This window comes from Rhodanobacter sp. GW835-FHT13D09, assembly GCF_058793995.1.
The window spans coordinates 536,428-557,278 of the sequence record NZ_JBXAGL010000002.1; the positions used below are offsets into that span (position 1 = coordinate 536,428).

The following is a 20,851-nucleotide window of genomic DNA, read 5'->3' on the forward strand; positions in this document are numbered from 1 at the left end:
GCCATCCATGGCCGGACTCTTCACCAAGAGCAGATGACAGTCATCCCAGGCCGATCCGCTTTCGAGGAATTATGACGATGAACAAGAACGAAAACCGCCTGCGCCGCGCCAAGTCGACGCGCGCCCACATCCGCAAGCTGGCCGTGGCCCGCTTGTCGGTGCATCGCACCGGGCAGCACATTTACGCGCAGGTGTTCGACGCCTCCGGCAAGAACGTGGTCGCGGCTGCCTCCACCGTGCAGAAGTCGGTGGCCGAGGGCCTGAAGGGCACCAAGAACCTGGCCGCTGCCGCTGCGGTGGGCAAGGCCGTCGCCGAACGGGCGAAGGCCGCGGGCATCGAGTCCGTCGCGTTCGACCGCTCCGGTTTCCGCTATCACGGCCGCATCAAGGCGCTGGCCGATGCGGCGCGCGAGGCCGGCCTGCAGTTCTAAGCAACATCCGGATCAGGGTGTATCCCCGATCCATGGCGTCACCTACAACTCCAAGCGGCCCAGCCGCAAGCAAAGTCCCGGCTCGCCGGGCACATGGAAAAGAACATGTCTTCTACCGATCGCGAAAATTCCGACGGCCTGCTGGAAAAGTTGATTGCCGTCAACCGTGTGGCCAAGACCGTCAAGGGTGGCCGCCAGATGAGCTTCACCGCACTGACCGTGGTCGGTGACGGCGAGGGCAAGGTCGGCTTTGGCTATGGCAAGGCACGCGAAGTGCCGGTCGCCATCTCCAAGGCGATGGAGCGTGCCCGCCGCCAGATGGTGAACATCGAGCTGAACAACGGCACCCTGTGGTACGCCGTGAAGGCGAACCATGGTGCCGCCCGCGTCTACATGCAGCCGGCTTCCGAAGGTACCGGCGTGATCGCCGGCGGCGCGATGCGTGCCGTGCTGGAAGTGGTCGGCGTGAAGAATGTGCTGGCCAAGGCGGTCGGTTCGCGCAATCCGATCAACCTGGTGCGCGCCACCATCAAGGGCCTGCAGGCGGTTGCCTCGCCCAAGAAGATCGCCGCCAAGCGTGGCAAGAGTCTGGAAGAGGTGCTCGGCAATGGCTAAGAAGAACGAAACCGCCGCCACCGTGCGCGTGCGCCTGGTCAAGGGCCTGCGCGGCGTGCAGGCGCGTCACCGCCTCAGCGTGAAGGCACTGGGTCTGAACAAGACCAATGACGTCCGCGAATTGAAGGACAGTCCGCAGGTGCGTGGCCTGATCAACACGGTCTACTACCTGGTGCAGGTCGAGGAGTAATCAACATGCGTCTGAATGACATCAAGCCGGCCGCCGGTTCCCGCAAGACGCGACTGCGCGTCGGTCGCGGCATCGGCTCGGGCCTGGGCAAGACCGCCGGTCGCGGTCACAAGGGTCAGCACGCCCGCGCGGGCGGCACCCACAAATACGGCTTCGAAGGCGGCCAGATGCCGCTGCAGCGCCGGTTGCCGAAGGTCGGCTTCCGCTCGAAGATGCAGGCCGAGAGCCAGGAAGTGTTCCTGTATCAGCTGGCCGGCCTCAAGGCCGACGTGATCGACGTGGTCGCGCTGCATCAGGCTGGCCTGATCAACAGCCGCGCCAAGAAGGTCAAGGTCGTGCTCAAGGGTGAAATCGGCCGCGCGGTGAAGTTGTCCGGCCTGCTGGCTACCGCCGGCGCCAAGGCAGCCATCGAGGCTGCCGGCGGCAGCGTGGAGTAATCAGGTGGCCGCAGCCAAGGGCAACGCACTCGGCAAGCTCGGCAAGCTGACGGAGCTTCGCCAGCGCATCTTCTTCGTGATTGGTGCGCTGGTGGTGTTCCGCCTCGGTTCGTTCATTCCGGTTCCGGGTGTCAATCCGGAGGCGATGACCAATCTGGTCAACGGCAACGGCCTGATGGACATGTTCAACATGTTCTCGGGCGGTGCGCTGGAGCGTTTCTCGGTGTTCGCGCTGGGCGTGATCCCGTACATCTCGGCGTCGATCGTGTTCCAGATGATGGGTGCGGTGGTGCCCAGCCTGCAGAGCCTGCGCAAGGAAGGCGAGGCGGGCAAGCGCAAGATGACGATGTATACGCGCTATGCCACGGTGGCCTTGGCGGCGTTCCAGTCGTTCGGCATCGCGGTGGCGTTGCAGGGGCAGGTCGCTGCCGGCGGAGCACCGGTGGTCTACACGCCGGGCTTCGCCTTCGTCTTCTCGTCCGTGGTCGGGCTTACCGCCGGCACCATGTTCCTGATGTGGCTGGGCGAGCAGATGACCGAGCGCGGTATCGGCAACGGTATCTCGCTGCTGATCTTCGCCGGCATCGTGGCCGGTCTGCCCGGTGCGGTGGTGCACACCCTGGGCATGGCCAGCAACGGCGAGCTGTCGCTGCTCAAGCTGCTGATGGTGTTTGCCCTGGCGTTGGGCGTGACCGGGTTCGTGGTGTTCATGGAGCGCGCCCAGCGGCGCATCACCGTGAACTATGCGCGGCGTTCAGGCGGCCAGAAGGCCTACATGAACCAGAGCTCGAACCTGCCGCTGAAGATCAACATGTCGGGCGTGATCCCGCCGATCTTTGCCTCGAGCCTGCTGATGTTCCCGGCGACGGCGGTCAGCTGGTTCAGCACGGGTCAACAGGCGCGCTGGCTGCAGGATCTGACGCAGGCGCTGAGCCCGGGCAACCCGCTGTACGAAATCGTCTTCTCGGTGCTGGTGATCGGCTTTGCGTTCTTCTACACGGCGATCGTGTTCAACGCCGACGAGACCGCCGACAACCTCAAGCGGTCGGGCGCGCTGATTCCGGGCATCCGTCCGGGCAAGGCCACGGCTGGCTACATCGACGCGGTGATGACGCGTCTGACCGGTGTCGGCGCGCTGTATCTGGTGCTGGTGTGCCTGGTGCCCTCGTTCATGCAGAGCGCCTGGCATGTACCGTTCTATTTTGGCGGCACGTCGCTGCTGATCGTGGTGGTGGTGGTGATGGATTTCACGGCTCAGGTGCAGGCGCACCTGGTCAGTCACCAGTACGAAAGTCTGCTCAAGAAGGCCAATCTCCGCCGCAACTAGTGGCTGCTGGAGCGAACGGAGTGGGTCGAAGTCGGAAGCTGGCGGCGCCTCGGTGCCGCAGGGCTTTCCAGTCAGGGTAATTCAGGTTAAAATTGCGCGTTTACCGCGCAAGAAACGCATCGGAGAAAGTACATCATGGCGCGCATCGCGGGTGTCAATTTGCCGGTCCAGAAGCATGTCTGGGTCGGTCTGCAGAGCATTTACGGTATCGGCCGCAGCCGGGCCAAGAAGGTCTGCGTGGATGCTGGCGTGGTTCCCACCACCCAGATCAAGTCCCTCAGTGAAGGCGAGGTGGAGAAGATCCGCCACGAAATCGCCAAGTACACCGTCGAGGGCGATCTGCGCCGCGAGGTGGGCATGGCCATCAAGCGTCTGATGGACCTGGGCTGCTACCGCGGCCTGCGTCATCGTCGCGGCCTGCCGGTGCGCGGCCAGCGCACGCGTACCAACGCACGCACCCGCAAGGGCCCGCGTCGCGCCATCAAGAAGTAAGTAACGGATTCCGAACATGGCCAAGCCTGTCAAGACCAAGAAGAAGATCAAGCGCGTTGTCACGGATGCCGTGGCCCACGTGCAGGCCTCCTTCAACAACACCATCGTCACCATCACCGATCGCCAGGGCAATGCCCTGTCGTGGGCGACCGCCGGCGGCGCGGGTTTCCGCGGTTCGCGCAAGTCGACCCCGTTCGCCGCCCAGGTGGCCGCTGAAAAGGCCGGCCGCGCCGCGGGCGACTACGGCGTGAAGACGGTGGAAGTGCGCATCAAGGGCCCGGGCCCGGGCCGTGAGTCGGCCGTGCGCTCGCTGAACGCGTTGGGCTACAAGGTGCTCAACATCATCGATGTCACGCCGATCCCGCACAACGGCTGCCGTCCTCCCAAGAAGCGGCGTGTATAAGTGCGCTCGTCCCTGATCGCGTGAATCAAATGCCCGCCATCCGTGGCGGACTATTCAAAAAAGAGACTACCCATGGCACGTTATCGTGGAGCTACCTGCAAACTCGCCCGTCGTGAGGGTGCAGATCTCAGCCTGAAGAGCCCGGCGCGTGCGCTGGATTCCAAGTGCAAGCTGGAAAACAAGCCCGGCCAGCATGGCGCGAACAAGCGCATGCGCATGTCCGACTACGCCGTGCAGCTGCGTGAAAAGCAGAAGGTCAAGCGCATCTACGGTGTGCTCGAGCGCCAGTTCAGCAACTACTACACCAAGGCGACCACCCTCAAGGGCAATACGGGCGAGAACCTGCTGCGCCTGCTCGAGAGCCGCCTGGACAACGTCGTCTACCGCATGGGCTTCGCGGTCACCCGCGCCCAGGCCCGCCAGCTGGTCGCCCACAAGGCGATCCTGGTGAATGGCAAGAAGGTGAACATTCCTTCGTACCAGGTGCGCCCGGGTGACGCGATCGCGCTGACCGAGCGCGCCCGCAGCCAGCTGCGCGTGCAGGAAGCGGCGACCGTGTTCGACACCATGGACCTGCGTCCGGGTTGGGTCGAAGTCGACAGCAAGAAGTTCGAAGGTACGTTCAAGTCGGTGCCGGATCGTGGCGATCTGCCGACCGACATCAATGAAGCCCTGATCGTCGAGCTTTACTCGAAGTAATTTTACCGGAGCTCTGCATGGCAGTTTCGTCAACTAGCGTGCTGCGGCCGCGTGGCCTCACCGTCGAACAGCTCGGAGCCAACCGCGCCAAGGTGGTGGTCGAGCCGCTCGAGCGTGGCTTTGGCCACACCCTGGGCAACGCGCTGCGTCGCGTGCTGCTCTCCTCGATCCCCGGCAGCGCCATCGTCGAGGTGGAAATCGATGGCGTGCTGCATGAGTACACCACCCTGGAAGGCCTGCAGGAGGACGTGATCGAAGTCCTGCTGAACCTCAAGGACGTGGCGATCCGTCAGCATAGCGGCGACGAGGTCACCCTGACCCTGTCCAAGAAGGGCAAGGGCGTGGTAACGGCCGGCGACATCGTCGTCGACCACTCGGTGGAGATCATCAACCCCGAGCACGTGATCTGCCACCTGACCAAGGACATCGCGCTCAACATGCGCCTGAAGGTGCGTCGTGGCGTCGGCTACCAGCCGGCCAGCGCGCGCCAGCATCCGGATGACGAAGCGCGTCCGATCGGCCGCCTGCAGCTGGACGCGTCGTTCGCGCCGGTGCTGCGCGTGGCCTATGAAGTGGACGCCGCTCGCGTCGAGCAGCGCACCAACCTCGACAAACTGGTGCTGGACATCGAGACCAACGGCACCATCGGTGCCGAGGACGCGGTGCGCAAGGCCGCCGAGATCATCAACGACCAGCTGTCGGTGTTCGGCGACTTCTCGCGCCGCGAGAGCGCCACCGACAAGGCGGAGAAGAGCGGCTTCGACCCGCTGCTGCTGCGCCCGATCGACGATCTGGAACTCACCGTGCGTTCGGCGAACTGCCTGAAGGCCGAGAGCATCTACTACATCGGCGATCTGGTGCAGAAGACCGAGGTCGAGCTGCTGAAGACGCCGAACCTGGGCAAGAAGTCGCTGACCGAGATCAAGGACGTGCTGGGCGGTCGTGGCCTCGCGCTCGGCATGAAGCTCGAGAACTGGCCGCCGCCGGGCTTGTCGCACGGTATGCAATTGGGTTAATGCGATCATCCGTGATCGCGGCAGTTGGGACGGTCGCGGTGTCGGCGATCGTTCCGGCAATCTAAAAGTCCAAAAAGCGGCCATCCATGGCCGCACTCTTCACAAGAGCCTGCTTCGATGGGGCTCACATAAAAGCGGGTAACCGCGGAGTGCCGGACACAAGCGCCAGTACTTCATAACAACAGACCAGAGAGAGTTTCGTCATGCGCCACATGAAATCCGGACGCAAGTTCAATCGGACCAGCAGTCACCGCGAGGCGATGTTCAAGAACATGGCTTCGTCGCTGTTCAAGCACGAGCTGATCCGCACCACCCTGCCGAAGGCGAAGGAACTTCGTCGCGTGGCCGAACCGCTGATCACCCTGGCCAAGACCGACGGCGTGGCCAATCGCCGCCTCGCCTTCTCGCGCCTTCGCGACAAGGAAGCGGTCGGCAAACTGTTCGTCGAGCTGGGCCCGCGCTACAAGGAGCGCCCCGGCGGCTACCTGCGGATCCTGAAGTGCGGCTTCCGCGACGGTGACAACGCGCCGATGGCGTACGTCGAGCTGGTCGGTCGCCCGCAGGTCGAGGCCGTCGACGCCGAGTAAGACGGGCGGCCACGGCCGCTCCGCCCGGTATCCAGGCGTCCAGACACGAAACCCGGCCGGGCGACCTGCCGGGTTTTCGCGTATGTGGGTTTCGCCGGACGCTGCCTGCTGACAGCGTCCCGGCGAACGGGTAATGTCACGGATTCCGCAACGCACCAATCCACCATGAACCCATTACGCTGGTCCTACCGTGTCAGTTTCCTGGTCGGCTTCCTGATCTGCGCCGGCCTGCTCGGCTTTGCCCTGTATGCCGAGTACGGACTGGGCATGACGCCGTGCCCGCTGTGTGTTTTCCAGCGCATCGCGTTCGTGTTCATGGCGTTGTGCTTCCTGCTGGGTGGCCTGCATGCGCCACGTGGCGACGGCCGCTGGGCGTACGCGGGGCTGGTGCTGGTCGGCGCGGCGGGCGGCATCGTCACCGCCGGCCGCCATCTGTGGCTGCAGACCCTGCCGGCCGACCAGGTGCCTTCCTGCGGCCCCGGCCTCGGCTACATGCTGGATGCGTTCCCGTTCTCCAGGATGCTGAAGCTGGTCTTCACCGGCTCGGGCGAATGCGCCAGGGTCGAGCCGATCCTGGGCCTGCCGATGCCGGCCTGGACCTTGCTCTGGTACGTCGCGCTGGCCGTGCTGGCGGTGGTGGCGGCGCGGCGCCGGCCTGCCGCGAAGTGAGCGTTCCCTCAGCCATCCAGGGTCGAGCGATGAATCCTGCCGTGTCCGACTTCCGCCCCGCCGCCGACTGGACGCCCGATTCGTGGCAGCAGCGCGTGGCGCTGCAGCAACCGCATTACGACGATGCGGACGAACTGGCCGCCGCCGGCGCCCAGCTTGCGCAGCTGCCGCCGCTGGTGACCTCGTGGGAGGTGCTGGCGTTGAAGCAGACGCTGGCCGAGGCGCAGGAGGGCAGGCGTTTCCTGCTGCAGGGCGGCGACTGTGCCGAGAGTTTCGCCGACTGCACCAGTCCGGTGATCTCGAACCGGCTGAAGGTGCTGTTGCAGATGAGCCTGGTGCTGGTGCACGGGCTGAAGAAGCCGGTGTTGCGGGTGGGCCGTTTCGCAGGACAGTATGCCAAGCCGCGTTCGGCCGATACCGAGACGCGCGATGGCGTGACCCTGCCGAGCTTCCGCGGCGACGTGGTCAACAGTCCGGAATTCACCATCGCTGCGCGCCGGCCCGATCCGCAACGGCTGATCCAGGCGCATGCGCATTCGGCCCTGACGATGAACTTCGTGCGGGCGCTGATCGACGGCGGCTTCGCCGATCTGCACCACCCGGAATACTGGGACCTGGCCTGGGTCGAGCATTCGCCGCTGGCCGCCGAATACCGGCAGATGGTCGCCGCCATCGGCGACTCGCTGCGCTTCATGGAAACCCTGGCCGGCCCGATCGCCGGTTTCTCCAAGGTGGATTTCTTCACCTCGCACGAGGCGCTGCTGCTGCACTACGAGCAGGCGCTGACCCGCCAGGTGCCGCGCCATCCCGGCTGGTTCAACCTGTCCACCCACTTCCCGTGGATCGGCATGCGCACCGCCGCGCTGGATGGTGCGCACGTGGAGTATTTCCGTGGCATCCGCAATCCGGTGGCGGTGAAGGTCGGCCTTTCGGTGACGCCGGACCAGTTGCTGCCGCTGATCGACGCGCTGAACCCGGGCGACGAACCGGGCCGGCTCACCCTGATCCACCGGATGGGCCACGCGAAGATCGCCGCCGCGCTGCCGCCGCTGCTGCAGGCGGTGAAGCGCGAGGGCCGGCGTGTGCTGTGGGTGGCCGATCCGATGCACGGCAACACCGAGAGCACCTCGAACGGCTACAAGACCCGCCGTTTCGACAATATCCGTGGCGAGCTCGACCAGGCGTTCGACATCCATGCGGCAGCCGGCACCCGGCTTGGCGGCGTGCACCTGGAGCTGACCGGCGAGGACGTCACCGAATGCATGGGCGGCGCCCGCGACCTGTCCGAGAGCGATCTCGACCGCGCCTACAAGTCGATGGTCGATCCGCGCCTGAACTACGAGCAGTCGCTGGAGCTGGCGATGTTGATCGTGCGCAAGTCGGCTGGCGGGCAGGGCTGACGCGCCGGTCCGCGAAGTTCAACGGGATGTTCGGAAAAAAAGCGGCCAAGTGGCCGTCTTTTTTCCGTGGCGTGCTCAGTGAATGGATGCCACCGGCTTGCCGCCCACCGTCTGCAGGAACTGCGGCGGTTGCCACGCCGCGGCGTGCTGCTCGAAGCCGTAGGCGATCGAGATCAGCGTCGACTCGCTCCACTTCGCGCCGAACAACACGCGGCCGTGCCGGCCAAGCTTAGCGTGGTGCCGGACAGCACGCGGAGTTGCCAGAGTACAATCCCGGGATGATGACGAATGCCGATTCCTGCCCAGCCAAGTCCTTCCGTGTCGCGGCCCTGCTGGTGGCCGCCCTGTGCTTCGGCGCTCCCGCCCGCGCCGACGAGGCGGCCGATACGCCGCCGGTCCCCGACACCCTGCAACAGCGCATCGCCGCCTGCACCACCTGCCATGGCGTGCATGGCGAAGGTACGCCCGGCAGCGGCTACTTCCCGCGCCTGGCCGGCAAGCCGGCGGCGTATCTCGCGCGCCAGATGCAGGATTTCCAGAATGGCCTGCGCAAGTACGCGCCGATGGAATACACCGTGCGCCAGCTGCCGCCCGCGTACATGCGGGAGATCGCCGAATACTTCGCGGCGCAGCAGGTGCCATACGGCCGCTCGCCGCTGCCGCCGGTGTCTGCCGCCACGCTGCAGCGTGGCGAGGAACTGATCGGCAAGGGCGATCCGGCACGCAGGATTCCCGCCTGCGCCAGCTGCCACGGCAGCCAGCTGACCGGCGTGGAGCCGTCCACGCCAGGGCTGCTCGGCCTGCCGTACGACTATATCAGCGCGCAACTGGGCTCGTGGCGCACGCATACCCGCGCCACCGTGGCGCCCGACTGCATGGCCGAGGTGGCGAACCGGCTGGGCGAATCGGACATCACCGCGGTGGCGGCGGCGTTGGCCAGCCGCGAGCTGCCGGCCGACACGCACGCGCAGCCGGCCGGCTCGGTGACGCCGCCGCTGCGATGCGGCGTGCTTGGTGCCACGGGAGGCACGCCATGACATGGCTGCGCAGGCTGTTGCTGCCGGTTGCGCTGCTGGTGGTGCTGGCGCTGGGCTGGGTGCTGTTCGGCGGCAGCAGCCGGCCGACCCCACCGACCGCCAGCAAGGTTGCCGCGGCCACCTTGCGTGATCCGGCACTGATCGCGAGGGGCAGGTACCTGGCCACCGTCGGCGACTGCGCCGGCTGCCACACCGCGCAGGGCGGCGCGTACCTTGCCGGCGGCCGCTCGCTGGCCACGCCGTTCGGCAATATCCCCGTGCCGAACATCACGCCCGACCGCGAGACCGGCCTGGGCGACTGGAGCTTCGAGGATTTCTGGCAGGCATTGCACAGCGGCAAGGGTCGCCATGGCGAACTGCTGTACCCGGCGTTTTCGTACACCTCCTACACCAAGGTGAACCGCGATGATGCGCTGGCGATCTTCGCCTGGTTGCAGTCGCTGGCGCCGGTGCGTCAACCGGACGTGCTGCCGGTGCTGGCGTTCCCTTACAGCGTGCGCAAGAGCCTGGCGGCGTGGCGCACGCTGTACTTCAAGGAGGGCGAGTTCAAGCCTGATCCGGCGCAGTCGGTCGAATGGAACCGCGGCGCCTACCTGGTGCAGGGCCTGGGCCACTGCAACGAATGCCATGCGGCTCGCGACACGCTCGGCGGCACGCCGCAGGACGTGCACCTCACCGGTGGCCAGATCCCGATGCAGAACTGGTACGCGCCGGACCTCAGTACCCGCAGGAATGGCGGCCTCGAAGGCTGGAGCGCGCAGGACATCGTCGACCTGCTGAAGACCGGCCAGTCGGCCCGGGGCGCCGCATTCGGCCCGATGGCTGCGGTGGTGTCCGGCAGCACCCAGCACATGAGCGAGGCCGACCTGCACGCGGTCGCCACCTACCTGCAGTCGCTGCCGCCGCGGGCGTCAGTGGCCGAGCCGAGTTCGCCGTTCGACACCAGGGCGCTGACCGAGCAGGGCGGGAAGGTCTACGCGCAGCACTGCGCGGCCTGCCACGGCAAGAGCGGCAAGGGCGTCGCCGGGGTGTATCCCCCGCTGGACGGCAATTCCTCGGTGACCGAACCGACCGGCATCAACGCGATCCGGATGGTCCTGCTCGGCGGCTTCACCCCGGTCACCGCGGCGAACCAGAGGCCATACTCGATGCCGCCGTTCGCGCAGCAGCTGAATGATGGCGAGGTGGCGGCGGTGGTCACCTATATCCGTCGCGGCTGGGGCAACCACGCCTCGATCGTGCGCGCCGAAGACGTCAGCAGGTACCGGCACACGCCGATCGAGTAAGTTCGGCTTCGCACGCGGCGACCGTCTTTCGACCTCCCGCGATTCAACGCCGCCGACCACCGATGTAGGGCGGACACCGTCCGCCGGCTTTCCGATTCGTCGCCATGTGCGTCGGTAAATCCAGCGGGCGGTGGGCGCCCTATGAGCCTGCGTGGCAGGAGCGGTACAGCCGGGCCAGCGCCAGCCACGGTTCGATATCCCAGTGGCCGCGCGCCTGGCCGGATGGCGACGGCAGCACGAACAGCTGGGTGCTGCCGATGGTTTCCTGCTGCAGGCCGTAGCCGGTCGCGTGGCCGAGCGCGGCGCGTGCCGCGTTCTTGCTGGTGAAGGCGAGCAGGCGTGGGGCATGGCGTTCGACCTTGGCGACCAGGGCAGCAACGTCGAACGCGCCCGGCGGCAGTTCGTCGTCGTTGCCCGAGTGGCGCTTGGCCAGGTCGGTGAGGCCGATGCGGTAGCGTGGCAGTTGCGGGAACTCCGCTGGCGCCAGCAGGCGCGGCGTCAGCCCGGCCTGGAACAACGCGCGCCAGAACAGGTTGCCGGGGTGGGCGTAGTAGGCGCGCTCGGCGGCCGAGCGCCTGCCCGCGGCGGTGCCGCAGAACACCAGCGCCAGCCCGGGTTGCAGCAGGTCGGGCAGGATCGGTCGCTCAGTCCGCCGCGGCATCGCTGTCGAGCCGGCTGTCATCCAGCATGAAATCGGTGAACTGGAACCGCCCGTCGCGCAGCACCGATTCGCCGCGACGCAGCTTGAGCGGTCGGCGGAACAGCGGCCCGGCATAGCTCAGTGTGTGGAACTCGCCGCGCTCGCCGCAGGGGTCGACGCCGGCCGGCAGTGCGTCGAGCAGGGCGGCATCGTAATGGCGGCCGCAGAAGTCCGCGTCGAGTTGCTGGGTATCCACGCAGCACAGCACCGCGCGATGGCCCTCACTGACGAAGCGGCGCGACAGCGCGGCGGTGTCCTCGCCCCACAGCGGGAACACCGCGCGCCAGTTGTCGCGGCCGAGCTGGCGCACGCGGTAGTCGCGTACGTCCTCCAGGAACAGGTCGCCGAACGCGCAGTGGCGGATCCCTGGCCAGCGCATGCGAGCCTCGACCAGGGCCTGCGCATGGGCTGCCTCGTAGGCCTCGTTGCTGCCGGGCCAGTCCAGCATCACCTCCAGCAGCGGCAGGCCGAGCGCGGCGGCCTGCGCCTGCAGCACCTCGCGTGGCGTGCCGTGCATGGCTACGCGCTGGTAGTTGCGGTTGACCGTGGTCAGCAGCGCGGTCACCCGCCATTGCGGATCGGCCTGCAGCCGCTGCAGGGCCAGCAGGCAGTCCTTGCCGCCACTCCATGCCAACAGGGTCGGCGTCGCCGTGGGCGTCGTCATGCTTCGGAGCTCCCGGATGGTTCGTCTGGCGGGCGGCATGGCTCGCCGTCCGCCACCCATTGTGCGGCATTTGCGGGGGAAGGCGGTTTTTCCGCCGTGGTTCATCGACAGTCCGTGGCCGCAGCCGCTATAAAGATCACCTGTCCGGGGAGTATGCGGTGAGTGAAGAAATCCTGATCAACGTGACCCCGCGCGAGACGCGGGTCGGTGTGGTCGAAAACGGCATGCTGCAGGAGGTGCACGTCGAGCGGGCGTCCCGGCGCGGCTATGTCGGCAACATCTACAAGGGTCGCGTGCAACGGGTGATGCCGGGCATGCAGGCGGTGTTCGTGGAGATCGGGCTGGAGCGCGCGGCGTTCCTGCACGCCTCCGACATCGTGCGTCCGGCGCCGACCGAGGGTGCCGAATCGAACGGCAATGGCCACGTGCCCTCGATCAGCGAACTGGTGCACGAAGGCCAGGAGATCGTGGTGCAGGTGGTCAAGGACCCGATCAGCACCAAGGGCGCGAGGCTGTCGGCGCACCTGTCGATTCCCTCGCGCTATCTGGTGCTGCTGCCGTACGCGCGCACCCTGGGCATCTCGGCGCGGATCGAGGATGAGGCCGAGCGGCAGCGGTTGCGCGAGGTGCTGACCCCGCTGATCGGCGACGACGCGTCCGGCAACAGCCGGCTGGGCTACATCGTGCGTACCAATGCCGAAGGGCAGAGCGCCGAGTCGCTGGCGTTCGACGTGACCTACCTAGGCAAGGTGTGGCGGGTGGTGCAGGAGAACATCGTGAAGGCGAAGGTCGGCGAACGCGTGTACGAGGAACTCTCGCTGCCGCTGCGCAGCCTGCGCGACATGCTCAACGAGGACATCGAGAAGGTGCGCGTGGATTCGCGCGAGACCTTCGAGAAGGTGACCCGGTTCGTGCACAAGTTCATGCCGAGCCTGGACGACCGCATCGAGCACTACGACGGCGAGCGGCCGATCTTCGACCTGTACGGCGCCGAGGACGAGATGCAGCGCGCGCTGAAGAAGGAGGTGCCGCTGAAGTCCGGCGGCTACCTGATCGTCGACCAGACCGAGGCGATGACCACCATCGACGTCAACACCGGCGCCTACCTCGGCACGCGCAACCTGGAGGAGACGGTCTACCGCACCAACCTGGAGGCCGCGCAGGCGGCGGCGCGCCAGCTGCGCCTGCGCAACCTGGGTGGCATCATCATCATCGACTTCATCGACATGAACGACGAGGAGCACAAGCGGCAGGTGCTGCGCATGCTCGGCAAGGGGTTGGCGCGCGACCACGCCAAGACCACGGTGTATCCGATGTCGGCGCTGGGCCTGGTGGAGATGACCCGCAAGCGCACCACCGAAAGCCTGGCCCGCCAGCTGTGCGAGCCGTGCCCGGCCTGCAACGGCCGCGGCGTGCTGAAGACCGCCGAGACGGTGACCTACGAGATCTTCCGCGAGATCACCCGCGCGGTGCGCCAGTTCAACGCGCAGAAGCTGCTGGTGATGGCCAATCCCGCCGTGGTCAACCGGATCCTGGAGGAGGAATCCAGCGCGGTCGCGGAACTGGAAGAGTTCATCTCCAAGAGCATACGCTTCCAGGCCGAAGAGCATTATTCGCAGGAACAGTTTGATGTCGTCTTGCTGTAAATCCGGCGGCTGCAAGTCCGCGTGGGGCCGCCGCGCGTGATCGTGTCATGGCAGCGACGGCTGCATGGTTGCGCCCGTGCGTCGGGGTGGGTCGCCGGGGTCGCGCTGATCCTGTTCGCCGTGCTGGCGGCACTGGCCCAGCTATTGCTGCCGCTGCTGGCGAGGCACCCGGACTGGGTGGCCGCGCAGCTCAGCGCACGGCTGCAGCGGCCGGTCAGCTTCACCTCGATGGAAGGGCGCTGGACGGCCACCGGTCCGGCGTTCGTCATGCACGGGGTGAGCATCGGCGCGACGCCTGGCGAGGCGGGTGCCGTGCTGCGCTTGCCCGAATCCGAGCTGAAATTCGACTTTGGCGGCTGGCTGCTGCCGTCGCGCCACCTGCTCAACCTGCACGCGCGCGGTCTGCAACTGGACCTGCTGCACGATGCCGCCGGCTGGCACGTCAACGGCATCGGCCTGGCCGGCGGCAGCAGCCCGCAGCCGCTGTCGCTGGGCCGGCTGTCGGTCGACCTGTGGCTGGAAGACCTGCGCGTGGTGGTCAACGACGCCACCCTGGACAAGCGCTACACCCTGCTGTCGAAGCAGTTGCGGCTGAGCCACCAGGGCCGCCAGCTCCGTTTCGGCGGCGTGCTGCGGCGCGATGGCGTGAACGCCGCAGTGCGCACCGCCGGCCGTTTCCGCGAGGACGGCAGCGCGGGCCAGGTCTGGGTCAGTGTCGACAGTGCCGAGCTGAAGCCGCTGCTGGACGGCGTCGACATGGGCGGCTATGCGGTCGACCACGGCAGCGGCCGGCTGAGCGCCTGGCTCGACTGGCGCGCGGGCAGGCTGACCCGCAGCCTGACCCGCTTCGACCTGGCCACCCTGACGGTGCGCGCGCCCGCCGGCGGCAGCGCCAGCGTGGCGGCGCTGCACGGGCTGGTCGGCGTGCACCAGGCCGGTGACGGCTATCAGGTGCGCTGGGCCGGCGACGACGGCAGTGCGCTGGCGCTGAGCCTGCACCAGCCCGGCACGCCGCAGGCCAGCGCCGGCGTCGCCGCGCGCGAGCTGCAGCTGGCCCCGCTGCTGCCGTGGCTGGCCTTGCTGCCGGAGCTGCCGCCGACGCTCGCGCAGTGGCTGGGCAATGGCCATCCGCGAGGCGATCTCAACCGGGTCGCGCTGCAATGGAGCCGCGCCGACGGCGTGTACGCGGTCGACGTGGCGTTCAGCGGCCTGGGCATCGACCCGGTCGGCAAGCTGCCGGGCGTGAGCGATCTGCATGGCCAGTTGCGCGGCGACGCTGGCGCGCTGTCGCTGGAGTTGCCGGCGCAGGCCGTCACGCTGGCGTTCCCGCACACGTTCCGGCAGCCGTTCGTGCTGTCCCGGCTGTCGGGCACGCTGGCTGCCTGGCCGCAGGACGGCGACTGGCACGTCGGCGTGGATGCGCTGGATTTCACCGGCGTCGGCTACGCCGGCCAGGCCCGCGGCGAGCTGGTGCTGCCGGCGCAGGGCGGCCACCCGTTCCTGGAGCTGTATGCCTCGCTCGATCCTTCCGACGTGGCTGCCGCCAAGCTGTTCTGGCCGGTCGATTCGATGTCGCCGGCCACCGTCGCCTGGCTGGACCGCGCGCTGGTGTCGGGCCACCTCGACCAGGCGCAGGTGCTGCTGCGCGGCGATCTCGGCGACTGGCCGTTCCGCCATAACGAGGGCCGTTTCGAGGCACGTGCGGTGGTCAGCAACCTCACCTTCGACTACGGCAAGGACTGGCCGCGTGCCGAAAATGTCAGCGCGGTGGCCAACTTCATCGACAACGGCATGCTGGTCGAGGCCAGTGGCGGCCAGTCGCTCGGTGTGAAGGCGAGCCAGGCGGTGGCGCTGATCCCGGATTTCCACGACGGCCTGCTCGACCTCAACGTACAGGGCGGCGGCAGCGGCGCCAGCCTGCTGGAGTTTGCGCGCCGCAGCCCGATCGCCAGCCACCAGGCCGATACGCTGGCCAAGTTGAAGCTGGGCGGCAGCGGCACGTTCGAGTTCCATCTCGCCATGCCGCTGAAGGATGTCGCCGATGCAAAGCTGAGTGGTACCGCCCAGCTGAAGGACGCCGATCTCACCGCGTCGGCATGGAACCTCCGGCTGGACAAGCTCAACGGCCCGCTGACGTTCGACCTGCACGGCCTGCAGGCCGGCCCGCTGGACGCCGGCTTCCGCGGCCAGCCGTCCAAGCTGCGGCTGGCGATCGCCGGCGCCACCGGCGACCCGGCCACGATCCTCGCGGCGAAGCTGCAGGGCAGCTACCGCATGGCCGAGCTGGTGCAGGATTACCCGTCGCTGGACTGGATCGGCAAGCTGGCTGACGGACGCAGCAATTTCGACATCGGTTTCAGCATCGCGCGCGCGGCCGGCAGCGATGCGCTGGCGCAAACCCTCAGCGTCGACTCCGCACTGGACGGCATCGCGCTGGGGCTGCCGGCGCCGCTGGATAAACCGGCGGCGGACAGCCTGCCGCTGCACCTGACGATGAGCCTGCCGGTGGCCGGCAGCGACCTGCGGCTCGGGTTGGGCGAGGTGATGCGCGGGCACCTGCGCCTGGCCGACGGGGAGCAGCGGCCGCTGGCCGGCACCCTGGCGTTCGGCAGCCAGATGCCCGAGACGCTGCCGCCGCGCAACCTGCGCATCCGCGGCCATGCCCGCCAGCTCGACGTCACCGGCTGGGTGCAGCACTCGGTCGCGGCCAGCGGCGGCAACGGCCCGGGGCTGGAAAGCCTCGACGTCGATACCGACCAGGCGGAGTGGTTCGGTCGCCCGCTCGGCACGCTGAAGCTGCACGCCACACCACAGCCGGACGCGCTCAGCATCGACGTGGACGGCCCCGCGATGGCCGGCAACTTCATCGTGCCGGCCGGCGAGCTCAACAAGCGCGGCGTCACCGCGCGGTTGCAGCGGCTGTACTGGCCGAAGGCTCCCCCGGCGCCGGCCGCCGGCAATGCCGCGGCGCCGTCGCGCGACCCCGCCAACACCGGCGTCAATCCGGCGGCGCTGCCGCCGTTCCATCTGTGGGTCGGCGACCTGCGCCTGGGCGAATCGAAGCTCGGCGAAGCCCGGCTGGAAACCTGGCCTACCGCCGAGGGCATGCGCATCGAGCAACTGCGCGCACTGTCCAGTCGGGTGCAGGTCAACGCCAGCGGCGACTGGAACGGCAACGCCAGCAACAGCCGCACGCACATGAAGATCAGTTTCGCCGCCGAGGATCTCGGCGCGATGCTCGGCGCGTTCGGCTACGACGGGCTGGTCAACGGCGGCAAGACACGCGACCAGCTCGACGCCAGCTGGCCCGGCGCGCCCAGCGACCTGACGCTGGCCACCATGGACGGCACCCTCTCCATCCAGGTCAGCGACGGTCGTATCCCCGAGGCGACTTCCCCCGGGGTGGGGCGGCTGCTCGGGCTGGTCTCGCTGGCCGAGTTGCCGCGCCGGCTCACCCTCGACTTCGGCGACGTGTTCGGCAAGGGGCTGGCGTTCGACTCGATCACCGGCGACTTCAAGCTGGCCAGCGGCAACGCCGTCACCGACAACCTGCTGATCGCCGGCCCGGCCGCGAACGTCAGCGTCAACGGCCGCACCGGGCTGCGCGTGCGCGACTACGACCAGCAGATGGTGGTGATGCCGCATGTCGGCAACAGCCTGCCGCTGGTCGGTGCGGTGGTCGGCGGCCCGGTCGGGGCGGCGGCGGGCTTTGCCGTGCAGGGCATCCTCGGCCGGGGCCTGAACCAGGCTGCCAGCGCGCGCTACCGGATCACCGGCAGCTGGGACAAGCCGGTGATCACCCTGGTCGAGAAGCGCGGCGGCCCCGCGCCCACCGCGCCCCCGTTGCTCAATCCACCCGCGCCGCCGGCCGCCGTCCCGGCCTTGCCTGCCGCCGCCGGCTCGGCGCCGCCGCCCGCAGCCAAGCTTTAAAGCGGCCGGCGGCGGCCCCATGTCGGATACTCCGCACCGACCGCAGGCCAATGACGTCCCATGGATTCCCTGATCGCCCTCGCCGAAAGCAAGCTGCTGTCCCCCGGCGGCATCGCCACCGGCGACCTCGACCGCGTGTTCTCACAGTTGATGGGCCCCGCGATCGACGCCGCCGACCTGTACTTCCAGCATTCGCGCAGCGAGTCGTGGACGCTGGAAGAGGGCATCGTCAAGGACGGTAGCCACTCGATCGAGCAGGGCGTGGGCGTGCGTGCGATCTCGGGTGAGAAGACCGGTTTCGCCTATTCCGACGAGATCGTGCTGCCGCAACTGCTGGAAGCGTCGAAGGCCGCGCGCGCGATCGCCCACGACGGCCGCGGTGCCGGCAAGCCGCTGGCGCTGAATGGCGCGCGGGCGCTGTACCCGGCGATCGATCCGGTCGAGAGCCTGCCCAACCCGGACAAGATCGCGCTGCTGCGCGAGGTCGACGCCTACGCGCGCTCGCGCGACCCGCGCATCAGGCAGGTCATCGTCAGCATGGCCGCCACCATCGACACCGTGCTGATCGCCGCCTCCGACGGCACCCTCGCCGCCGACGTGCGCCCGCTGGTGCGGATCAACGTGCAGGTGATCGCCGAAGCCAACGGCCGCCGCGAGCAGGGCTACGCCGGCGGCGGCGGCCGCTACGGCTACCGCGAGCTGATCGAGAACGGCCGTGCCCTGCGCTTTGCCGACGAAGCCGTGCGCCAGGCGCTGGTGAACCTGGATTCCGTCGACGCGCCCGCCGGCCAGATGACCGTGGTGCTCGGCCCCGGCTGGCCAGGCGTGCTGCTGCACGAGGCGATCGGCCACGGCCTGGAGGGCGACTTCAACCGCAAGGGCAGCTCCGCCTTCGCCGGCCGCCTCGGCCAGCGCGTCGCCGCCAGGGGCGTCACCATCGTCGACGACGGCACGCTTGCCGGCCGCCGCGGTTCGCTCAGCATCGACGACGAGGGCACTCCCACCGAGTGCACCACGCTGATCGAGGACGGCATTCTCAAGGGCTATATGCAGGACAAATTGAACGCGCGCCTGATGGGCATGGCGCCCACCGGCAACGGCCGCCGCGAGTCCTTCACCGCGCTGCCGATGCCGCGCATGACCAACACTTACATGCTGGCCGGCCAGCACGACCCGGCCGAGATCATCCGCTCGGTGAAGAAGGGCCTGTACGCGCCGAACTTCGGCGGCGGCCAGGTCGACATCACCAACGGCAAGTTCACCTTCTCGGCCTCCGAGGCCTATCTGATCGAGGACGGCCGGATTACCCGCCCGGTGAAGGGCGCCACCCTGATCGGCAGCGGCCCCGACGTGCTCAACCGCGTCTCGATGATCGGCAACGACCTGGCGCTGGACGAGGGCGTGGGCGTGTGCGGCAAGGACGGCCAGAGCGTGCCGGTCGGCGTGGGCCAGCCGACGCTGAAGATCGACTCGATGACAGTCGGCGGCACCGCGTCCTGAGCGTCGCCGGGAACGGCGATACGTGTCAGGTATCATCAGGCTGCGACATTCCGCGCCAGTGCCGGAGGGCCCACTTTTGACCGGAATCAATATCCGGCGCATCCGCTAGGCCAAGACTGCACCCGCATCCAGTCATCACACTGGAATCGTGGGAGCACGTACATGGTTATTTGCCGGAATAGCTTCGTTTCGAACTGGTTCGCCGCCCTGTGCCGACCGCCACACTGGATCGTGCTGGTCGCGCTCGCCTGGTTGGGCATACCTACCCTGGCATCGGCGGTGCCTTCGTATGCACGACAGACCCAGCAACCCTGCGTGGCCTGTCACGTGGGCGGCTTCGGCCCGGAGCTCACCCAGTTCGGGCGCCAGTTCAAGCTGATGGGCTACACCATGAAGGTCGGCGACCAGACCGACGTGCCGCTGTCGGCGATGCTGGTCGAGTCGTTCACCCACACGCAGAAAGCCCAGACGGCGGCTCCGGCCAACGGCTTCGGCACCAACAACAACACCGAACTGCAGCAGGTCTCGGCGTTCCTCGCCGGCCGACTGAGCGAGCACATCGGCGTGTTCGCGCAGGCCACCTACTCCGAGAACGGCGGCCTGCTCGGCTGGGACAACATGGACTGGCGCTACGCGCGCATGTTCAGCCATGGCAGCCACAGCGGCATCTGGGGCATCTCGCTCAACAACAACCCCACCGTCAGCGACGTGTTCAACACCGCACCCGCGTGGAAGTACCCCTACATGTCAGCCGATCTGGCTCCGGGGGCGCCTGCGCAGCCGATGCTGCTCGGCGGCCTGGCGGCGCAGGTGGTCGGCGTCAGCGCCTACATGCAGCTGGACGGCTCCTGGTACATGGAGCTGGGCGGTTATCGCTCGCTGTCGCCGGCATTCCTGCGCCATGTCAACGCCCACTTCGACGGCCGCCTGAGCGGGGTCACGCCGTACGCGCGCCTGGCCTACACCTGGAACCTGCCCACCGGCAGCTTCTCGGTCGGCGGCTTCATGCTGAACATGCGCCGCGGGCAGATCGGCGCCAACGAGGCCGGTGACGCGGTGGCGTTGCCCGGGCCGACGGACCGGTTCCGCGACTTCGGTGTGGATTCCAGCTACCTATACGCCGATGGCGACCACGTGATCACCGTCGACGGGCTGTACGTCCACGAGAGCCAGAAGCTGGACGCCACCTGGGGTGGCGGCGGATCGGACAACCTGCACAACACCCTGCAGTCGCTCAACCTCAAGGGCAGCTACTGGTACCGCCACACCTACGGCGTGACCCTGGCGTCGTTCGTCTACAACGGCAGCAAGGACGCCACGCTCTACGGCAACGACGGCTCGCCGAACACCCAGGGCGAAAGCATCGAACTCGACTACAGCCCGTTCGGCCAGTCCACCTCGTGGCATCAACCGTGGGCCAACGTACGGCTGGGCCTGCAATACACCTACTTCAACCGTTTCAGCGGGCGAGTGCACGACGTCGACGGAGCAGGGCGCAACGCCAAGGACAACAACACGCTCTACTGCTACGTGTGGCTGGCGATCTGAGGATGACATCCGCGCTGCAAAGTCGAAGGGTGATTGCGATGGAGTGCTAGGGCTGCCTGATGGTCGGAGCAGAACGCAACAGCTTTCGTCTGCCTGTGGCGGCCGAAAGCTGTTGCTCTGAAAAAAACAGGCGAGAGCATGGCCCGCGGGCTGATTCCTGCGAGAGGCGGCAATGCGAGGTAACACGAGGGAAAAGCCGGCGGGCACTGCCCGCCCTATGTATGGACTCGCCCCTGGTGTCAACCGCTGCGTGGGCAAGAAAGCACGGGCTGCA

21 protein-coding genes are annotated in these 20,851 nt (G+C 67.6%); 18 read left to right on the plus strand and 3 right to left on the minus strand.

Going from position 1 to position 20,851, the window contains the following annotated elements:
- Positions 1 to 71 precede the first annotated feature (71 nt).
- From rplR to AC1Q5A_RS05375, 12 genes are all read left to right on the plus strand, one after another.
- Positions 72 to 431, plus strand: coding sequence for a 50S ribosomal protein L18 (gene rplR, locus AC1Q5A_RS05320; protein ID WP_185754691.1), 360 nt, complete (start codon positions 72 to 74; stop codon positions 429 to 431).
- Between the two features lie 105 nt (positions 432 to 536).
- The gene (rpsE, locus tag AC1Q5A_RS05325) at positions 537 to 1,046 is read left to right on the plus strand and encodes a 30S ribosomal protein S5 (protein WP_007513373.1); all 510 of its coding nucleotides are present in this window, start codon (positions 537 to 539) and stop codon (positions 1,044 to 1,046) included.
- A complete protein-coding gene (rpmD, locus tag AC1Q5A_RS05330; protein ID WP_492699015.1) occupies positions 1,039 to 1,236 on the plus strand; it encodes a 50S ribosomal protein L30 in 198 nt (65 codons plus the stop codon). The genes rpsE and rpmD overlap by 8 nt, the downstream gene beginning before the upstream one ends.
- A complete protein-coding gene (rplO, locus tag AC1Q5A_RS05335; RefSeq protein ID WP_492699071.1) occupies positions 1,236 to 1,673 on the plus strand; it encodes a 50S ribosomal protein L15 in 438 nt (145 codons plus the stop codon). Before rpmD ends, rplO begins: the two co-directional genes overlap by 1 nt.
- Before the next feature lie 4 nt (positions 1,674 to 1,677).
- Positions 1,678 to 3,000 (plus strand): preprotein translocase subunit SecY, encoded by a 1,323-nt coding sequence (secY, locus tag AC1Q5A_RS05340; protein WP_114341272.1) that lies wholly within the window; start codon positions 1,678 to 1,680, stop codon positions 2,998 to 3,000.
- Positions 3,001 to 3,135: 135 nt separating this feature from the next.
- On the plus strand, positions 3,136 to 3,492 hold the full coding sequence (rpsM, locus tag AC1Q5A_RS05345; protein WP_056386816.1) for a 30S ribosomal protein S13: 357 nt from the start codon (positions 3,136 to 3,138) through the stop codon (positions 3,490 to 3,492).
- A 16-nt stretch (positions 3,493 to 3,508) separates the two neighbouring features.
- The gene (gene rpsK, locus AC1Q5A_RS05350) at positions 3,509 to 3,895 is read left to right on the plus strand and encodes a 30S ribosomal protein S11 (RefSeq protein ID WP_007513384.1); all 387 of its coding nucleotides are present in this window, start codon (positions 3,509 to 3,511) and stop codon (positions 3,893 to 3,895) included.
- A gap of 72 nt (positions 3,896 to 3,967) precedes the next feature.
- Positions 3,968 to 4,594, plus strand: coding sequence for a 30S ribosomal protein S4 (gene rpsD, locus AC1Q5A_RS05355; RefSeq protein WP_008435462.1), 627 nt, complete (start codon positions 3,968 to 3,970; stop codon positions 4,592 to 4,594).
- A gap of 17 nt (positions 4,595 to 4,611) precedes the next feature.
- Complete coding sequence (locus tag AC1Q5A_RS05360) at positions 4,612 to 5,610, plus strand: DNA-directed RNA polymerase subunit alpha (protein ID WP_492699017.1); 999 nt, start codon at positions 4,612 to 4,614, stop codon at positions 5,608 to 5,610.
- Between the two features lie 203 nt (positions 5,611 to 5,813).
- A complete protein-coding gene (gene rplQ, locus AC1Q5A_RS05365; RefSeq protein ID WP_108473269.1) occupies positions 5,814 to 6,197 on the plus strand; it encodes a 50S ribosomal protein L17 in 384 nt (127 codons plus the stop codon).
- Positions 6,198 to 6,362: 165 nt separating this feature from the next.
- Positions 6,363 to 6,866 (plus strand): disulfide bond formation protein B, encoded by a 504-nt coding sequence (locus tag AC1Q5A_RS05370; RefSeq protein ID WP_492699019.1) that lies wholly within the window; start codon positions 6,363 to 6,365, stop codon positions 6,864 to 6,866.
- Between the two features lie 29 nt (positions 6,867 to 6,895).
- Positions 6,896 to 8,266, plus strand: coding sequence for a class II 3-deoxy-7-phosphoheptulonate synthase (locus tag AC1Q5A_RS05375; protein ID WP_492699021.1), 1,371 nt, complete (start codon positions 6,896 to 6,898; stop codon positions 8,264 to 8,266).
- Positions 8,267 to 8,341: 75 nt separating this feature from the next.
- Here AC1Q5A_RS05375 and AC1Q5A_RS05380 read toward each other — a convergent pair whose 3' ends face one another.
- A complete protein-coding gene (locus tag AC1Q5A_RS05380; protein ID WP_492699022.1) occupies positions 8,342 to 8,476 on the minus strand; it encodes a hypothetical protein in 135 nt (44 codons plus the stop codon).
- 68 nt (positions 8,477 to 8,544) lie between these two features.
- Between AC1Q5A_RS05380 and AC1Q5A_RS05385 the strand changes: the two genes are divergently transcribed.
- Positions 8,545 to 9,303, plus strand: coding sequence for a c-type cytochrome (locus AC1Q5A_RS05385; RefSeq protein ID WP_492699024.1), 759 nt, complete (start codon positions 8,545 to 8,547; stop codon positions 9,301 to 9,303).
- Positions 9,300 to 10,589 (plus strand): c-type cytochrome, encoded by a 1,290-nt coding sequence (locus AC1Q5A_RS05390; RefSeq protein ID WP_492699026.1) that lies wholly within the window; start codon positions 9,300 to 9,302, stop codon positions 10,587 to 10,589. The genes AC1Q5A_RS05385 and AC1Q5A_RS05390 overlap by 4 nt, the downstream gene beginning before the upstream one ends.
- Positions 10,590 to 10,728: 139 nt before the next feature.
- On the opposite strand, the gene AC1Q5A_RS05395 is transcribed toward AC1Q5A_RS05390, so the two are convergent.
- Both AC1Q5A_RS05395 and AC1Q5A_RS05400 read right to left on the minus strand, forming a co-directional pair.
- Entirely contained in the window at positions 10,729 to 11,250 is a 522-nt protein-coding gene (locus AC1Q5A_RS05395; protein WP_492699028.1) for a mismatch-specific DNA-glycosylase, read from the minus strand.
- Positions 11,234 to 11,953: a Dph6-related ATP pyrophosphatase gene (locus AC1Q5A_RS05400; RefSeq protein ID WP_492699030.1), complete on the minus strand. Its 720-nt coding sequence runs from the start codon at positions 11,951 to 11,953 to the stop codon at positions 11,234 to 11,236. The genes AC1Q5A_RS05395 and AC1Q5A_RS05400 overlap by 17 nt, the downstream gene beginning before the upstream one ends.
- Before the next feature lie 158 nt (positions 11,954 to 12,111).
- Between AC1Q5A_RS05400 and rng the strand changes: the two genes are divergently transcribed.
- The 4 genes from rng (at position 12,112) to AC1Q5A_RS05420 (ending at position 20,577) form a co-directional block, all read left to right on the plus strand.
- On the plus strand, positions 12,112 to 13,599 hold the full coding sequence (gene rng, locus AC1Q5A_RS05405; RefSeq protein WP_492699032.1) for a ribonuclease G: 1,488 nt from the start codon (positions 12,112 to 12,114) through the stop codon (positions 13,597 to 13,599).
- 21 nt (positions 13,600 to 13,620) lie between these two features.
- Positions 13,621 to 17,529 (plus strand): YhdP family protein, encoded by a 3,909-nt coding sequence (locus AC1Q5A_RS05410; protein WP_492699034.1) that lies wholly within the window; start codon positions 13,621 to 13,623, stop codon positions 17,527 to 17,529.
- Positions 17,530 to 17,589: 60 nt separating this feature from the next.
- On the plus strand, positions 17,590 to 19,029 hold the full coding sequence (gene tldD, locus AC1Q5A_RS05415) for a metalloprotease TldD (RefSeq protein WP_492699035.1): 1,440 nt from the start codon (positions 17,590 to 17,592) through the stop codon (positions 19,027 to 19,029).
- 162 nt (positions 19,030 to 19,191) lie between these two features.
- Positions 19,192 to 20,577: a cytochrome C gene (locus AC1Q5A_RS05420; protein WP_492699037.1), complete on the plus strand. Its 1,386-nt coding sequence runs from the start codon at positions 19,192 to 19,194 to the stop codon at positions 20,575 to 20,577.
- The last annotated feature ends 274 nt before the right edge of the window (positions 20,578 to 20,851 follow it).

What these genes read in the sequence shown, in the direction of transcription:
- rplR (WP_185754691.1), top strand. Translation starts at nt 72, where the DNA reads ATGACGATGAACAAGAACGAAAACCGCCTGCGCCGCGCCAAGTCGACG.
- rpsE (WP_007513373.1), top strand. Translation starts at nt 537, where the DNA reads ATGTCTTCTACCGATCGCGAAAATTCCGACGGCCTGCTGGAAAAGTTG.
- rpmD (WP_492699015.1), top strand. Translation starts at nt 1,039, where the DNA reads ATGGCTAAGAAGAACGAAACCGCCGCCACCGTGCGCGTGCGCCTGGTC.
- rpsM (WP_056386816.1), top strand. Translation starts at nt 3,136, where the DNA reads ATGGCGCGCATCGCGGGTGTCAATTTGCCGGTCCAGAAGCATGTCTGG.
- rpsK (WP_007513384.1), top strand. Translation starts at nt 3,509, where the DNA reads ATGGCCAAGCCTGTCAAGACCAAGAAGAAGATCAAGCGCGTTGTCACG.
- rpsD (WP_008435462.1), top strand. Translation starts at nt 3,968, where the DNA reads ATGGCACGTTATCGTGGAGCTACCTGCAAACTCGCCCGTCGTGAGGGT.
- AC1Q5A_RS05360 (WP_492699017.1), top strand. Translation starts at nt 4,612, where the DNA reads ATGGCAGTTTCGTCAACTAGCGTGCTGCGGCCGCGTGGCCTCACCGTC.
- rplQ (WP_108473269.1), top strand. Translation starts at nt 5,814, where the DNA reads ATGCGCCACATGAAATCCGGACGCAAGTTCAATCGGACCAGCAGTCAC.
- AC1Q5A_RS05370 (WP_492699019.1), top strand. Translation starts at nt 6,363, where the DNA reads ATGAACCCATTACGCTGGTCCTACCGTGTCAGTTTCCTGGTCGGCTTC.
- AC1Q5A_RS05375 (WP_492699021.1), top strand. Translation starts at nt 6,896, where the DNA reads ATGAATCCTGCCGTGTCCGACTTCCGCCCCGCCGCCGACTGGACGCCC.
- AC1Q5A_RS05385 (WP_492699024.1), top strand. Translation starts at nt 8,545, where the DNA reads ATGATGACGAATGCCGATTCCTGCCCAGCCAAGTCCTTCCGTGTCGCG.
- AC1Q5A_RS05390 (WP_492699026.1), top strand. Translation starts at nt 9,300, where the DNA reads ATGACATGGCTGCGCAGGCTGTTGCTGCCGGTTGCGCTGCTGGTGGTG.
- AC1Q5A_RS05395 (WP_492699028.1), bottom strand. Translation starts at nt 11,250, where the DNA reads ATGCCGCGGCGGACTGAGCGACCGATCCTGCCCGACCTGCTGCAACCC.
- AC1Q5A_RS05400 (WP_492699030.1), bottom strand. Translation starts at nt 11,953, where the DNA reads ATGACGACGCCCACGGCGACGCCGACCCTGTTGGCATGGAGTGGCGGC.
- tldD (WP_492699035.1), top strand. Translation starts at nt 17,590, where the DNA reads ATGGATTCCCTGATCGCCCTCGCCGAAAGCAAGCTGCTGTCCCCCGGC.
- AC1Q5A_RS05420 (WP_492699037.1), top strand. Translation starts at nt 19,192, where the DNA reads ATGGTTATTTGCCGGAATAGCTTCGTTTCGAACTGGTTCGCCGCCCTG.